Origin of the sequence: Serratia sp. JUb9 (assembly GCF_014298095.1) — a bacterium.
In the GTDB taxonomy this organism is placed as follows: Bacteria; Pseudomonadota; Gammaproteobacteria; order Enterobacterales; family Enterobacteriaceae; genus Serratia_B; species Serratia_B rhizosphaerae.
In genome coordinates, this window is sequence record NZ_CP060416.1 from 171,765 (window position 1) to 185,977 (window position 14,213).

Below are 14,213 nucleotides of genomic sequence, written 5' to 3' on the forward strand. Positions count from 1 at the left end.
AAATATCAAAGGTAACGGGAATGAAAGCATTTACAGGAAAGAAAAAGCCGACATGGAAACTGAATGCCTTACTGTGTTCACTGTTAGCTGCAGGCAGCGTACAGGCAAACGAGGGGAAAGTCGGAGACCCGGCCAGCTGGCGCAGCGACGAGTTTAACGCCGACTGGGGGCTGGGGGCGATTCATGCCGACCAGGCCTACGCTGCCGGCTACACCGGCAAAGGACAAAAAGTGGGAATTCTGGATACGCCAGTGTATAACCAGCATCCCGAGTTTGCCGGCGACGGCAAGTTGATCAATGTGGTAACGCAGGGCATTCGCGCCTATACCGATCCCCACCGGCCGGGTATTAACGCCGGCGATCCGTTCTATTTCGACGGCAGTTTCCATTTCTACAACGGCGAGACGCTGAGCAATCACGGTGTGCATGTGGCGGGGATCGCTGCCGCCAACCGCGACGGTGCGGGGATGCACGGCGTGGCGTTTGATTCGCAGATTATCAGCGTGGACAACGACAATGACGGTCCGGCCTACGGCGAGTTTCTGGGGCTGGACGGCGCGGTAACCAACGCCGGCTGGCAGGCGATGATCGAAAGCGGTGTACGGGTGATTAATAACAGCTGGGGCGTCAGCATTCCGGATTTCTTGTCCGACGGCGGTAAGGATCCGGATGCGCTGCATTTTGAATTCCATGATGCGCAAGAGCAGTTCAATCAGGTGAAGCCGCTGCTGGGCAGCCTGGCCGGCGCGGGCTATCAGGGGGCGATCGATGCCGCACGCCACAATATTCTGGTGCTGTTTGCCGCGGGCAACGACGGTAACTACAACCAGCCGGACGTCATCAGCGGGTTGGGCTATTTTGTGCCGGATATTGCGCCGAACTGGCTGACCGTCGCCAGCGTGGCGCAGGATGATGCCTCGGCCAATAGCGTGCCTTACACCCTCAGTTCCTTCTCATCCCGCTGTGGTTACACCGCCAGCTTCTGCGTTGCGTCTCCGGGCAGCAAAATTTACAGCGCGGTGGCCAACGGTTCCGATCCACAGCAGCTGACGTCGGACTACGGCAATAAAAACGGTACCTCGATGGCGACGCCGCACGTGACCGGCGCGGTTGCCGTATTGCTGCAGCGTTTCCCTTACCTGTCGACGGCGCAAATTGCCGATGTGTTGAAAACCACCGCCACCGATATGGGAGCACCCGGTATTGACGCGCTGTACGGCTGGGGGATGATTAACCTCGGCAAGGCGATTAACGGGCCGGGGATGTTCTACACCGAGCAGGATATCCCGGAAGCGTTCCGCATTCCCGATGCCGATGGCGTGGCCTATGGCCCGACGCAGTTTGTCGCCAACATTCCGGGCGTGGGGGCGGAAGTGGATAGCGGCACGCGCTATCAGCGTATCTGCGACGATGTACATTGTGGTCTGGAAGTCTATTCGAACGATATTTCCGGCCATGGCGGCCTGACCAAAGAGGGCGCCGGTTCGTTATACCTGACCGGTAATAACAGCTACAGCGGGCCGACGCTGGTCAATCAGGGGCTGCTGGCGGTGAACGGCACGCTGGTGTCGGACGTGACGGTAGGGAACGGCGGGGCGCTCGGCGGCTCGGGCCGTATCGGTTCACTCACCGCCAACGCCGGCGCTACCGTGGCGCCGGGCAACTCGATCGGCACGCTGAACGTCACCAACGACGTGACCTTTGCCGCCGGCTCGCGCTACGCGGTGGAAGCAGCGGCGGACGGCAGCAGCGATCGGATCGTCAGCGGCGGATCGGCGCAGATCGACGGCGGCGAAGTGGCGATGCTGCTGGATCAGCAGAACGTACTGAACGGCGACGCCGGCGGCAGCGCCATCGGCCAGTATGACATTTTACAGGCGCAGCAGGGGATCAGCGGCCAGTTTGACGGCGCGACAACCACTTCGCCGTTCCTGGCGGCCACGCTGTCCACGCAGGGCAACCGGCTGACGGCGGACGTGGCGCGTAACGACACCGCGTTCGCCAGCGTGGCGGCCACGCAGAACGAGCGAGCGGTGGCGACGGCGGCGGATGCGCTGGCGGCGGGCAACCCGGTGTATGAAAGCATTCTGGCCTCCGGCAGCGCCGGGCAGGCGCGGCAGGCGTTCCGCCAGCTGTCGGGGCAGATCCACGCGGATATCGCCTCGGCGCAGGTGAACGACAGCCGTTACCTGCGTGATGCGCTGAACAGCCGCCTGCGTCAGGCGGAAGGGCTGGCGACGTCGCAGGACATCAAGGCGGATGACGGCGGCGCGTGGGCGCAGTTTGTCGGGGCATGGGACCATGCGTCGGGCGACGTGAACGCCACTGGCTATCAGGCCTCGACCTACGGGGTGCTGCTGGGTCTGGATTCGGCCTACGACGACTGGCGTCTGGGTGTGGCGACCGGCTATACCCGCACCTCGCTGGACGGCGGCTACGGCTCGAATGCGGACAGCGACAACTACCACCTGGCGGTATACGGCAGCAAACAGTACGGCGATTTGGCGCTGCGTGCCGGTGGGTCTTACACCTGGCACCGGTTTGATACGGCGCGCTCGGTGAATTACGGGCTGCAGTCGGACCGCGCGACGGCGAAATACAGCGCGCGCACCGAGCAGCTGTTCGCGGAAGCGGGCTATAGCGTGCAGGGCGAATGGGTGAACCTGGAGCCGTTCGCCAATCTGGCGTACATCAACTTCCAGAACAACGGCATCAGCGAAGACGGCGGCGCAGCGGCACTGCACGGTGACAAGCAGCACACGGACGCCACGGTGTCGACGCTGGGCCTGCGTGCGGACCATCAGTGGCAGCTGAGCCGTGAAACGGCGGTGACGCTGCGCGGTGAGGCGGGCTGGCAGCATCAGTATGGTGAACTGGAGCGCGGCACCGGGCTGAAGTTCCGCGGCGGTGATGCGGCGTTCGTCAGCAACAGCGTGCCGGTATCGCGCGACGGCCTGCTGCTGAAGGCCAGCGCGGACGTGGCGGTGAGCCAGAATGCGTCGCTGTCGCTGGGCTACGGCGGGTTGCTGTCGGACCGTCATCAGGACAACAGCGTCAACGCCGGTTTCACCTGGCGCTTCTGATCCCAGGCATATCCATCCTTAAAAACAGGGTCGCCAACGGCGATCCTGTTTTTTTCCGCAGAAAAGTTGCCCTAATCTCCTCTCCTACCGGTAAAATCCCATAAAAAAACGGCCCCCTGATGGGAGCCGGTTCAATGGGGGGTACATCTTTATTATTAGCGATAAAGGCTTTTACTCTGAACGGTGTGCCGTTGTCCTAATGCATACTGTATTTTAGAACCGGCAACCTGAACGAGTTTCCCTGGTGTCGTTATGGTTATAAGTACTGGTGTTTTATTTTTATAGTGTGTTGCTGTGTGTAGCTTTTGATACCATGTTTGACTATAAAACATGGTGTGTCAAGCAATGTTTGAGATTAATCTTGCATATGATGCTAATATTGAATGATGTTCGAACACGATAACATGTCAAAGCGACTGAAAAATTAGAAAAAATCGAAGGAAAAAATGGATAACAATCATCAAAAATTCGATTCGCAGTCGATTGCAAACCGGGTCAGAGAACTCTTTCTTCATCACGGGATCGGTAAACGTCAGCAAGCAAAGGAGCTTAGCCGTATTCTGGCGCTAAGTTTTTCCCATGCCCACCGCAAGCTGAAAGGGCAGAGCCCCTGGACGCTGGAACAGATCAACAGCGTCGCGGCGGCGCTGGACGAAACGCCGGCGGCCATTGTGGATATCAACGTGGAGAATGAGCCTCCTGCGCAAACTATTGCACGAGATGCCATCTTTTCGCCGGCCGGGATGACGATTCCTTGCGTGGCATACATCGGCAGCGAAGTCAGCGGCGGGCGTTTTTCTGAATATGTCGCGCAGCAGGAAGACGAAAAGTGGGTGATTTACCGGGCCGATGAGGCGCCGGCCGGCAGCCGCTATTGCGTGGAGCTGATCGAGATTCGTCCGACGAATGTCGACGATGAGCGGTTAAGCATCGCGGTGCTGGATGATTCGCATCAGGCGGCGGATGAACTGGCCAAATACCTGAACAGCCGCGGTTTTAACGCCGTTGCTTTTTACGATGTTCAGACGTTCAAACAGGCGCTGAGCCGCAGCCTGTTCGACGGTTACGTGGTTGACTGGCTGATCGGGCAGGAAACCTCTGAGCAGTGCATCGAAGCAATTCGCGCCTCCGATAACCCGGATGCGCCGGTATTGGTATTGACCGGCCAACTGGGCACCGGGCTGCGCGAGTCAGAAATCGCCAAGGCAATGCGCGATTATGACGTGCTTGGCCCGTATGAAAAACCGGTGCGGCTGCATGTGATTGAAGCCGCGCTGCAGCGCTGTTTTAACCTTTAAGGAACAGGGCGGACAGTGCGGTGGACAGCGCTTCCAGCCGCACGGGTTTTATCAGGTAATCATCAAACAGCGCGCGTTGCTCCAGCGTCAGCAGCTCCGGCGTCTGGGCGCTGATGCCGATAATCGGAATATGGCGGTTGGGGCCGCGTTGGCCGCGCAGCTTTTTCGCCAGCGCCGCGCCGTCGATACCCGGCATTTGTAAATCCAGCAACAGCACATCGTAAGGCCGGCGCAGCAGCTTTTGCAGCGCGCGCTCTGATGAATCGCACAGCTCGTGCTGATAGCCCAGTTTATCCAGCAGGGCGGCGAAGGCTTCTCCCACCGATCTGTTGTCGTCCACTACCAGCACCTGCTGTTCTTTCATCGCCATATCGGACAGCGCCTGCGGCTGCGCCTCTTCTTCCGTCTGATCTTCGCTGACTTCCACCGGAATGCTGACGATAAAGGTGCTGCCTTTTCCCTGTTCGCTGTAAACGGTAACGGTGCCCTGCAGCAGCGCGACCAGGCCGCGTACGATCGCCAGCCCCATGCCGACGCCGCCGTACTGTTTGGTATTCGACTGATCCAACTGGGTAAACGGCTGGAATATCTGCCCCAGCTTTTCCTCTTCCATCCCGATACCGGTATCGGTCACTTCCAACATCAGCGCATTGCCGCCGGTTTGGCGACGCAGGCAGCCGTGCACGGTGATGGTGCCGCTTTCGGTGTATTTGAAGGCGTTGGTCAGCAGATTGACCAGAATCTGGCGGATGCGCAGCGGATCGGAATACATTTGCGCGTGGCTGAAGTCGACCTCGCACAACAATGTGATCTGCTCTTTGCTCATCAGCATGCCGACTTCATCGGTGGTTTGCTGAATCAGTTGCTCAGCATTGAACGGCATAATGCGCAGTTCCATCATGCCGCTGTCCAGATGCGCGTAGTCGGTCAAATCCTTCATCTGGGTTTCAATCTGCTGTGCGGCGGTTTCCAGCCGCTGGAAGGTATCAACGTGCTCGGTGGACACATTGGTATTCATCAATACGTCAATGGCGGACATAATGCTCTGCAGCGAGGTACGCAGCTCATGGCCGATAGCGCCGAGGAAGGCGTTTTTCGAGTGCGTGGCTTTTTCCGCCTCGATGGCCTTGGCCTGCTGCTGAATGGTAATGCGCTGCTGGCGCAGGACTATCAGCGTAATGGCGACCAGCGCAATCACCGAGAACATGATGATCACCAGGCCGTAGAAAATAATATGGCGCTTCTCAATATAGTCGTTGTAGGCGACGGTGCGCTGCTTCACTTCCGCATGGTCGGCCAGGTTGGCCATCTTGACCGCAAACGGCTTCATCTGCTGCATGGACTGGGTAATTTCCTGCAGGTTCGGCGGAGAGGCGCTGATCAGATGGTCGAGCTGATTCATTTGCGCCACCATCTGCTTAATCACCTCGGGATAGCCGGCTTCGCGGTACAGCGGCTGGGTGGATTCCGATACGGTCTCCAGCACGTAAAAGCGCGAATAGAGAATTTCGAACCTGAGCCTTAACGCGTCGATATCCACCTTGGGCGCATTCTTCAGCTGTTCCACATAGGTTTCGAACTCCGCCAGCTTGATGGAGAACTTCGCGATCGACCACGAGTAGTTTTCCTGCGTACCGGCGATGGCGTACAACCCCTTTTTCGACAGCGTGGCGCTGTAGTAATACAGGGTGATGGTGGAAGCCACAATGAACAGGGCGGCGAAAATGGCCGGAATCGCCAGCCGGCTGCCGTTCTTGAACTGGGTCAGCTTCATTTAATCACGATCCTGTTGACCTGCCAGATAAAGCGCGAGTTATACAGCGGCGAATTTAACTCCGGGCCGCTTTCATCGCGTGGATAAACCAGAAACAGCGGGCCGAAGTTGCGGATCTTCAACATTTCCCCGTCCATTTTATAGGCCAGGATAATGTTGTATTTCTCCACGTCGGACAGCGGAATATCGATGTAATAGTCGTTCAGCGCATGCATCGACAGCGTCTGCCCCTTGGCGCCCACTTTTTTCAGGATGTCCGCAACCGCTACGCCGTCGAATTTACGCCGCGGCGTCCACGAGGTGGAGGTGGAAATCGAGTTGACCGGCATGGCGAACAGATCCTGGTCGCTAAACACATAGCGTTTGTTGGCCGTATCGGTGAAATGGCTGATATTGCCAGAAACTTCCAGAGTAAAACTTAACGCGGAGGTTTGGGTGGCGATCAGGGCGAAGAGCGCCAGGGTAAGGGTTCTGATCAGGGTCGACAGCATCGGGAATTTCTCCGCAATGAAAGGCAAGGGGCCAAGAGATAAATTTAGCAGGCTAAACAGTGACAGAAAACCGCGAATTATTCAGGCGGCTGATGCAGAGGCAGCCCGGGCCGGCAAATCTTCCCGTTAACCGGGAATAGCACGTGGCGATTGAGACAAGAATATCACATGTTCCCGGCATTTCGATGCGTAGTCGTGGTGTTTAGCGCGGATTACGCCGCAGAACGTCTGGCAGGCCAGCGGTACGACGGGCGGCTGTAATGACGGCAGCGCTGGCGGAATCGCTGTGCTACCGCCGGTTTGCGCGGTATGAAAACTTTACGCATTGGAAAGTATCGCACGCGGGCGGGCAGGCGGCCGGGACAAAAAAAGCCGGTTGCGATGGGCAACCGGCCTTGATGCAGGGCTAAACCGCAGGGGCTTAGCGCATGGTGACGAACTCTTCCGCCGCCGTTGGGTGGATGGCCACCGTATTGTCGAAGTCCTGCTTGGTGGCGCCCATCTTCACGGCGACCGCAAAGCCCTGCAGGATCTCGTCCATACCGAAGCCGATGCCGTGCACGCCGACGATCTTCTCATTCTCGCCCACGCAGACCAGCTTCATACGGCAAGGCTGGCGGTGCTGGGTCACGGCGCTGTACATGGCGGTAAAGGAGGATTTGTACACCTTCACGCTGTCTTCGCCATATTTTTCCTTCGCTTCCGGCTCGCTCAGGCCGATGGTGCCGATCGGCGGGTGGCTGAACACCACGGTCGGGATATTGCTGTAGTCCAGGTGCTCGTTCGGCTTGTTGTTGAACAGGCGCTCGGACAGGCGGCGGCCGGCGGCCACGGCGACCGGCGTCAGTTCAACCGCGCCGGTGTTGTCGCCGACGGCGTAGATGCCCGGTACGTTGGTGTTCTGGAACTGGTCGACGTTGATGTAGCCCCGGTCATTGGTCTGCACGCCGGTCACTGCCAGGTTCAGGTTATCGGTCGCCGGTTCGCGGCCGATCGCCCAGACCAGGCTGTCGACGGTAAATTCGCTGCCGTTTTCCAGCTGCAGGGTCAGGCTGCCGTCGGCATTTTTCACTACCGCTTTTGGCACCGATTCGGTGTGCAGGCTTGGCCCTTCGGTGTTCATCACTTCCACCAGCGTCTCGACGATCAGCGGATCGAAGCTGCGCAGCGGCGCGTGCTTACGCACGAACAGGTGAGTTTCCGCGCCCAACGCGTTCATCACGCCGGCGATCTCAACGGCGATATAGCCGGCGCCCACCACGGCGACGCGTTTTGGCATCTCGTCGAGTTCAAAGAAGCCGTCGGAGTCGATACCGTATTCCGCGCCCGGAATGTCAGGGTGGCTCGGGCGACCGCCGGTGGCGATCAGAATATGGTCGGCGGTGATTTGCTCGCCGTTGACTTCCACGGTATGCGCGTCGATAAAGCGGGCGAAGCCCTTGATCACGTCGACCTTGTTTTTGCCCAGCACGTTGTCGTACGAGTTGTGGATACGGTCGATATAGGCGGTACGGTTGGCGACCAGCTTTTTCCAGTCAAACGCGTTGACCGTGGTGTCAAAGCCGTAGTCCGGGCCGTACTGGTGAATCGCCTCGGCGATCTGCGCCGCATGCCACATCACTTTTTTCGGTACACAACCCACGTTGACGCAGGTGCCGCCAAGTTCTTTGGCCTCAATCAGCGCACATTTCTGGCCATACATGGCTGCCCGGTTGATCGATGCGATACCGCCGCTGCCGCCGCCAATTGCTAGATAATCGTAATGTTTCGTCATCTGGGTTTTCCATGAGTTGTGTAAATTGAAGAGGATAGAGTTTAACGCCTGAGGTGGGTTTGTCGCAAAGATTGCGTCGATGGCTGTGATAGGCGTGGACGCAGGCGCGGCGTGCGCGCCTGCGGCGACCGGTTACTCCGGCACCACCCAATTGACCAGATGGTGGCCGATGCCGGACGGCACCAGCGTTTTGTGCAGCCACGGCAGTACGTTCTGCATCTGCTGCTCCAGCTTCCACGGCGGGTTGATCACAATCATGCCGGAGGCGGTCATGCCGCGCTGATCGCTGTCCGGTTTCACCGCCAGCTCGATTTGCAGAATGCGGCGGATGCCGGTGGCCTCCAACTCTTTCAGCAGGCGTTTGATCTGCTGGCGCAGCACCACCGGATACCACAGCGCATAGGTGCCGGTAGCGAAGCGTTTATAGCCTTCCTGGATGCCTTTCACCACGTCCTGATAGTCGGTTTTCATTTCATACGGTGGGTCCATCAGGATCAGACCACGGCGCGACGGCGGCGGCAGCTGCGATTTCAGCTGCTGATAGCCGTCTGCGCGCTGCACCTTGGCGCGTTCGTCTTTCTGGAATTCGCCGCGCAGCAGCGGGAAATCGCTCGGGTGCAGCTCGGTCAGGTGGATCTTGTCCTGCGGGCGCAGCAGCTGACGGGCGATCAGCGGCGATCCCGGATAATAACGCAGCGATCCGCTGCGGTTCAGGTGCTGCACCACGCCCATATAGGCCTCCAGCTCTGCCGGCAGATCGTCGCGTTGCCACAGCAGGCCGATGCCTTCCAGATATTCACCGGTGCGTTCGGCGTGTTCGCCGCTCAGCTGATAGCGCCCCGCGCCGGAGTGGGTATCCAAATACAGGAACGGTTTCTCTTTTTCTTTCAGCGACTCAATGATCAGGCTCTGAACGGTGTGCTTCAGCACGTCGGCGTGGTTGCCGGCGTGAAAACTGTGGCGGTAACTTAGCATGGCGTTTGGTAATTCCTTGTGCTCCGTCTGCGGAGCGTGCTCGATAAGGCAGTCATCTGCACACAGTATAAACTGTTCGCAGGGGAAAAAGTGAAATGCATTGTCAGCCAATGAGGGAAGCCAGGAATGACGAGTAAACAGAACATATTGGAGCAATATCCCGACGCATTGCGCTGGGCGTTCGGCGACAGCCCGCAGCTGGCGGATGAACTGCTGCAGCTGGTAATCGCGGGAGAGAAAACGGCAACCTGCAGTTCTTACGTTGCCTACCGGCAGGAGAAAGCGCCGCTGGTCGGCGACTACAGCGTGATTCTGGACGGCAGGGGCGAGGCGCGCTGCGTGATCCGCACGCGTTCGCTTTTGCTGATCCGTTACTGCGACGTCAGCGCCGAGCTGGCAGCAAAAGAGGGAGAAGGGGATAAAAGCCTGGCCTGCTGGCGCCAGGGGCATCAGGCGTTTTTCACCCGCGAAGGCACCTTTGCGCCGGATATGTGGCTGGTGTTTGAGGAGTTTGATCGGGTGGCGGTTCTTGAGGGGGAATGAACAAGGCTGTACTCGGGCGGCGTGTGCATCGCGAGGCTGACATGTGTCGCCAGCCTTATCGACGGCAAATGTATTAGCGTTTTTTCGCTTTAAACTCAAACGTGGCGATGATATGTATGATCGCAAATGCTAATGCGGAGTAGCGCAGAAGCCAGTTATCACTGATCCATTGAGTTGAATCTGTAATAAATAAAGCTCTGCCATTGGCAAATATTATGAATTGCCAGGTGGCCAATACCCAGCCCACTATCATGAGTATTGTCGCGGGTAATTTGTTGTCCGTGGGCCTGTATTTCAGCTTTATGCTAAGAAAAAACAAGGCGACTAATGCTGAAAGAATGTAGTAAAACCACATTAATGACCCCCTGAGCCTTTATGATAAATTGTTTCTATTGTGGCGCCATCAGCTGCGATTTCTAAACCCATGGCACCTTTTCCCATGTTTCGCCATGCTCTAACATAATCTGTATTTATATAGTTAAATAAACGCCAAGCTTCCGGCTTCAGAGACATTCTCAATGCTCCATACCCAGAAAGGAGCAAATCTACTCCACCATATACAATATCTGCTTTATCCTCATCATACCCAAAGAAAGATGCGGAAGCCCGGTAAGCTATTCGGGCAGGACCTATGACATTTTTTCCTAAAAACAATATGTGAGCATTTTCATAAACATTGTTGATACCATTGACCATCAATAATGTGCCAGGAACAACGGCGACGCCGGTCCAATCTAGTCCTATTCCTAGAATTATCTGCCCTATACCTGATAGAAGACCAATCCCTGCTAAGACATATTTTGATGAATTGCCATCAAATTTCTTTTTCATCACAGCGTAGGGCGTAACTTTATTAGCCCTAAGCATGTTTTCCTGTTGTTGTAACGCGTGATACTCTTGCTTCAACTCTTGTATGGCAAGAGTTGAAGCTTTACCTGATTCTTGACACTTTTCAATTTTATTATTCACAAAGCATAATATTTCGTGTCTGAATTTATTTGCTAACGTATTATCTTTTATGAAGTCACGACTCACCCTATTAGATAATTCGAGTAATGAACGGCCGTGTTGGCGTGCCATTACTTGTGAATAACTATTGAGCCTTTGATTAAAACCTAGTGGATTATCCATAATTTTCCCTAAGTGGTCCTCTATAACATTGTGAGCAACATAACTAATCATAACATGGTGAGCAATGTATAAAATACCTGATGAAGTCTCGGTTAGGGGGGAACCAAGCTGTGGCAGAGGATATTGGCATATGAAAGTTAAAAAATGGGTGAATAAATCGTCTCACTATTGGCCCTGCCATTGATTTTCCTGCCGTCTGGCACCATGTTAATCCTTACACACGCATTTTCAGGCCGGCCAGGCGTGGCCGGCCCCAACGATAATCAGGACTGCCCTATGACAAATCCGTTGCTGACACCGTTTTCCCTGCCGCCGTTCTCCGCTATCCGTCCGGAAGATATTGTGCCGGCGGTGCAATCCGCACTGGCCGATTGCCGCGCTGAAGTTGAGCGGGTGGTGGCGCAGCCGGGGCCGTTCACCTGGGACAACCTGGTGCAACCGCTGGCGGAAGTGGACGATCGCCTGTCGCGCATCTGGTCGCCGATCGGCCATCTGAACTCGGTGAAAAACAGTCCGGAGCTGCGTGAAGCTTACGAACAGGCGCTGCCGCTGCTGTCTGAGTACGGCACCTGGGTTGGCCAGCACGAAGGGCTGTATCAGGCCTATCGCAACCTGAAAGAGGGCGACGGCTTTGCGCAGCTGAGCGTACCGCAGCGTAAAGCGGTGGAAAACGCGCTGCGCGACTTTGAGCTGTCAGGCATCGGCCTGCCGGCGGAAAAACAGCAGCGCTACGGTGAAATCGTCGCGCGCCTGTCCGAGCTGGGCTCGACCTACAGCAACAACGTGCTCGACGCCACCATGGGCTGGAGCAAGCTGATTACCGATGAAACCGAATTAAGCGGCCTGCCGGAAAGCGCGCTGGCGCAGGCGCAGGCCATGGCGCAGGCCAAAGAGCAGCAGGGCTGGCTGCTGACGCTGGACATGCCGAGCTACCTGCCGGTAATGACCTATGCCGACAGCCAGGCGCTGCGTGAAGAGATGTACCGCGCCTTTACCACCCGCGCCTCCGATCAGGGGCCGAACGCCGGTAAATGGGACAACAGCGCGGTGATGGCGGAAACGCTGGCGCTGCGCCATGAGCTGGCGCAGCTGCTGGGCTTTGACACCTACGCCGATAAATCGCTGGCGACCAAAATGGCGGAAAACCCGCAGCAGGTGATCGACTTCCTGAGCGATCTTGCCAAGCGCGCCCGCCCGCAGGCGGAGCAGGAGCTGGCGCAGCTGCGCGCCTTCGCCAAGCAGCACTACGGCGTCGATGAACTGCAGGCCTGGGATATCACCTACTACGGCGAAAAACAGAAACAGCACCTGTTCTCCATCAGCGATGAGCAGCTGCGTCCTTACTTCCCGGAGCAACGCGTGGTGGACGGGCTGTTCGAGGTGGTGAAGCGTATCTACGGCATCACCGCCAAAGAGCGTCAGGGCGTTGATACCTGGCATCCGGAAGTGCGTTTCTTTGACCTGTTTGACGCCGACGGCTCGCTGCGCGGCAGCTTCTATCTGGATCTGTATGCGCGCGAGCACAAGCGCGGCGGCGCCTGGATGGATGACTGCGTCGGCAAACTGCGTAAGGCGGACGGCGAGCTGCAAAAGCCGGTCGCCTACCTGACCTGTAACTTCAACCGTCCGCTGGGCGACAAGCCGGCGCTGTTTACCCATAACGAAGTGACCACGCTGTTCCATGAGTTCGGCCACGGCCTGCACCATATGCTGACGGAGATCGACACCGCCGGCGTCGCCGGCATCAACGGGGTGCCGTGGGATGCGGTCGAGCTGCCGAGCCAGTTTATGGAAAACTGGTGCTGGGAGCCGGAAGCGCTGGCGTTTATCTCCGGCCACTATGAAACCGGCGAGCCGCTGCCGAAAGCGCTGCTCGACAAGCTGCTGGAAGCCAAAAACTACCAGGCGGCGCTGTTTATCCTGCGCCAGCTGGAGTTCGGCCTGTTCGACTTCCGTATGCACTACGAATATGACCCGGCAACCGGCGCGCAGATCCTGCCGCTGCTGGCCGAAGTGAAGAAAATGGTCGCCGTGGTGCCGTCGCCGAGCTGGGGCCGCTTCCCACATGCCTTCAGCCATATCTTTGCCGGCGGCTATGCGGCGGGCTACTACAGCTATCTGTGGGCGGAAGTGCTGTCGGCGGATGCCTATTCGCGCTTCGAGGAAGAGGGGATCTTCAACGCCGAAACCGGCAGCGCCTTCCTGGATAACATCCTGTCGCGCGGCGGTTCGGAAGAGCCGATGGAACTGTTCAAGCGCTTCCGTGGCCGCGAGCCGCAGCTGGATGCTATGCTGCGCCATTACGGCATTAAAGGATAACCAGACACGTGAGCGTGTGTTTATTGTGTGAAGCAGGCGCCGATCCCGGCGCCTTGTCTGTTTTGGCCGAGCGTTGGCAGCTGACCTCGGACGACGAGGCGCAGATGGCGCTGGTGCTGACTCCGGAACGGCTGGAGTTGCGCAAGCGCGACGAGCCGAAACTGGGGGCGATCTACGTGGACTTTGTCTCCGGCCCGATGGCGCACCGTCGCCGCTTTGGCGGCGGGCGCGGCGAGGCGGTGGCCAAGGCGGTCGGCATCAAGGGCAGCTACCTGCCGAGCGTGGTGGACGCCACCGCCGGGCTGGGGCGCGACGCCTTTGTACTGGCGGCGCTCGGCTGCCGGGTGCGGATGCTGGAGCGCAATCCGGTGGTGGCGGCATTGCTGGATGATGGCCTGCAGCGCGGCTATCAGGATGCGGAAATCGGCCCGTGGCTGCGGGAGCGGCTGACGCTGCTGCATGCCTCCAGCCTGACGGCGTTGTCCGATCTCAGCCCGCGGCCGGAAGTGGTGTATCTCGATCCGATGTACCCGCACAAGCAGAAGAGCGCGTTGGTGAAAAAAGAGATGCGGGTGTTTCAGTCGCTGGTGGGCAGCGATGATGACGCTGACGGCCTGCTGGAGCCGGCGCGGCGTCTGGCGACCAAACGCATTGTGGTGAAACGCCCCGACTACGCGCCGCCGCTGGCGGCGGTGCCGGCGCATGCTGCGACGGTAACTAAAAACCACCGTTTCGATATCTATATGCCGCTGTAGCGGTTTTTGCCGTCAGTAAACGGCCCGGTGAACCGGGCCTTTCCTACTCGATCTACCTCTCATTTCTTTG

12 protein-coding genes are annotated in these 14,213 nt (G+C 57.9%); 6 read left to right on the forward strand and 6 right to left on the reverse strand.

The features are described 5' to 3' along the window. Window positions 1-20: 20 nt before the first annotated feature. Both HF675_RS00800 and HF675_RS00805 read left to right on the forward strand, forming a co-directional pair. On the forward strand, window positions 21-3,083 hold the full coding sequence (locus HF675_RS00800) for an autotransporter outer membrane beta-barrel domain-containing protein (RefSeq protein ID WP_187043918.1): 3,063 nt from the start codon (window positions 21-23) through the stop codon (window positions 3,081-3,083). 446 nt (window positions 3,084-3,529) lie between these two features. After that, complete coding sequence (locus HF675_RS00805) at window positions 3,530-4,381, forward strand: helix-turn-helix domain-containing protein (RefSeq protein WP_111737933.1); 852 nt, start codon at window positions 3,530-3,532, stop codon at window positions 4,379-4,381. Here HF675_RS00805 and HF675_RS00810 read toward each other — a convergent pair. After that, a complete protein-coding gene (locus tag HF675_RS00810; RefSeq protein WP_187043919.1) occupies window positions 4,371-6,155 on the reverse strand; it encodes an ATP-binding protein in 1,785 nt (594 codons plus the stop codon). The genes HF675_RS00805 and HF675_RS00810 overlap by 11 nt on opposite strands. Next, window positions 6,152-6,646: a molybdopterin-dependent oxidoreductase gene (locus HF675_RS00815; protein ID WP_105233005.1), complete on the reverse strand. Its 495-nt coding sequence runs from the start codon at window positions 6,644-6,646 to the stop codon at window positions 6,152-6,154. The genes HF675_RS00810 and HF675_RS00815 overlap by 4 nt, the downstream gene beginning before the upstream one ends. A 260-nt stretch (window positions 6,647-6,906) precedes the next feature. Between HF675_RS00815 and HF675_RS00820 the strand changes: the two genes are divergently transcribed. Next, window positions 6,907-7,056: a hypothetical protein gene (locus HF675_RS00820; RefSeq protein ID WP_158684855.1), complete on the forward strand. Its 150-nt coding sequence runs from the start codon at window positions 6,907-6,909 to the stop codon at window positions 7,054-7,056. A gap of 11 nt (window positions 7,057-7,067) precedes the next feature. On the opposite strand, the gene gorA is transcribed toward HF675_RS00820, so the two are convergent. Then, complete coding sequence (gene gorA, locus HF675_RS00825; RefSeq protein ID WP_105233004.1) at window positions 7,068-8,420, reverse strand: glutathione-disulfide reductase; 1,353 nt, start codon at window positions 8,418-8,420, stop codon at window positions 7,068-7,070. A gap of 132 nt (window positions 8,421-8,552) precedes the next feature. Next, a complete protein-coding gene (locus HF675_RS00830; protein WP_105233003.1) occupies window positions 8,553-9,395 on the reverse strand; it encodes a 23S rRNA (adenine(2030)-N(6))-methyltransferase RlmJ in 843 nt (280 codons plus the stop codon). 126 nt (window positions 9,396-9,521) lie between these two features. Here HF675_RS00830 and HF675_RS00835 point away from each other — a divergent pair, with 126 nt between their 5' ends. After that, window positions 9,522-9,938 (forward strand): ASCH domain-containing protein, encoded by a 417-nt coding sequence (locus tag HF675_RS00835; RefSeq protein ID WP_187043920.1) that lies wholly within the window; start codon window positions 9,522-9,524, stop codon window positions 9,936-9,938. A 73-nt stretch (window positions 9,939-10,011) separates the two neighbouring features. Here the strand turns inward: HF675_RS00835 and HF675_RS00840 are convergent, their stop codons facing one another. Both HF675_RS00840 and HF675_RS00845 read right to left on the reverse strand, forming a co-directional pair. Then, window positions 10,012-10,293 carry a hypothetical protein gene (locus HF675_RS00840; RefSeq protein ID WP_105233001.1) on the reverse strand — a complete coding sequence of 94 codons (282 nt, stop codon included), beginning with the start codon at window positions 10,291-10,293 and terminating at the stop codon, window positions 10,012-10,014. After that, the gene (locus HF675_RS00845; protein ID WP_160029554.1) at window positions 10,293-11,069 is read right to left on the reverse strand and encodes a DUF4225 domain-containing protein; all 777 of its coding nucleotides are present in this window, start codon (window positions 11,067-11,069) and stop codon (window positions 10,293-10,295) included. Before HF675_RS00845 ends, HF675_RS00840 begins: the two co-directional genes overlap by 1 nt. Window positions 11,070-11,345: 276 nt before the next feature. On the opposite strand from HF675_RS00845, the gene prlC reads away from it, so the two are divergent. Together prlC and rsmJ are read left to right on the forward strand one after the other, a co-directional pair. Beyond that, entirely contained in the window at window positions 11,346-13,388 is a 2,043-nt protein-coding gene (prlC, locus tag HF675_RS00850) for an oligopeptidase A (RefSeq protein ID WP_111737930.1), read from the forward strand. 8 nt (window positions 13,389-13,396) lie between these two features. Beyond that, window positions 13,397-14,143, forward strand: a complete 747-nt coding sequence (rsmJ, locus tag HF675_RS00855) for a 16S rRNA (guanine(1516)-N(2))-methyltransferase RsmJ (protein ID WP_105232997.1) — start codon at window positions 13,397-13,399, stop codon at window positions 14,141-14,143. The last annotated feature ends 70 nt before the right edge of the window (window positions 14,144-14,213 follow it).

What these genes read in the sequence shown, in the direction of transcription:
- HF675_RS00815 (WP_105233005.1), bottom strand. Translation starts at nt 6,646, where the DNA reads ATGCTGTCGACCCTGATCAGAACCCTTACCCTGGCGCTCTTCGCCCTG.
- prlC (WP_111737930.1), top strand. Translation starts at nt 11,346, where the DNA reads ATGACAAATCCGTTGCTGACACCGTTTTCCCTGCCGCCGTTCTCCGCT.
- gorA (WP_105233004.1), bottom strand. Translation starts at nt 8,420, where the DNA reads ATGACGAAACATTACGATTATCTAGCAATTGGCGGCGGCAGCGGCGGT.
- HF675_RS00845 (WP_160029554.1), bottom strand. Translation starts at nt 11,069, where the DNA reads ATGGATAATCCACTAGGTTTTAATCAAAGGCTCAATAGTTATTCACAA.
- HF675_RS00810 (WP_187043919.1), bottom strand. Translation starts at nt 6,155, where the DNA reads ATGAAGCTGACCCAGTTCAAGAACGGCAGCCGGCTGGCGATTCCGGCC.
- HF675_RS00835 (WP_187043920.1), top strand. Translation starts at nt 9,522, where the DNA reads ATGACGAGTAAACAGAACATATTGGAGCAATATCCCGACGCATTGCGC.
- HF675_RS00840 (WP_105233001.1), bottom strand. Translation starts at nt 10,293, where the DNA reads ATGTGGTTTTACTACATTCTTTCAGCATTAGTCGCCTTGTTTTTTCTT.
- HF675_RS00830 (WP_105233003.1), bottom strand. Translation starts at nt 9,395, where the DNA reads ATGCTAAGTTACCGCCACAGTTTTCACGCCGGCAACCACGCCGACGTG.
- HF675_RS00820 (WP_158684855.1), top strand. Translation starts at nt 6,907, where the DNA reads ATGACGGCAGCGCTGGCGGAATCGCTGTGCTACCGCCGGTTTGCGCGG.
- HF675_RS00800 (WP_187043918.1), top strand. Translation starts at nt 21, where the DNA reads ATGAAAGCATTTACAGGAAAGAAAAAGCCGACATGGAAACTGAATGCC.
- HF675_RS00805 (WP_111737933.1), top strand. Translation starts at nt 3,530, where the DNA reads ATGGATAACAATCATCAAAAATTCGATTCGCAGTCGATTGCAAACCGG.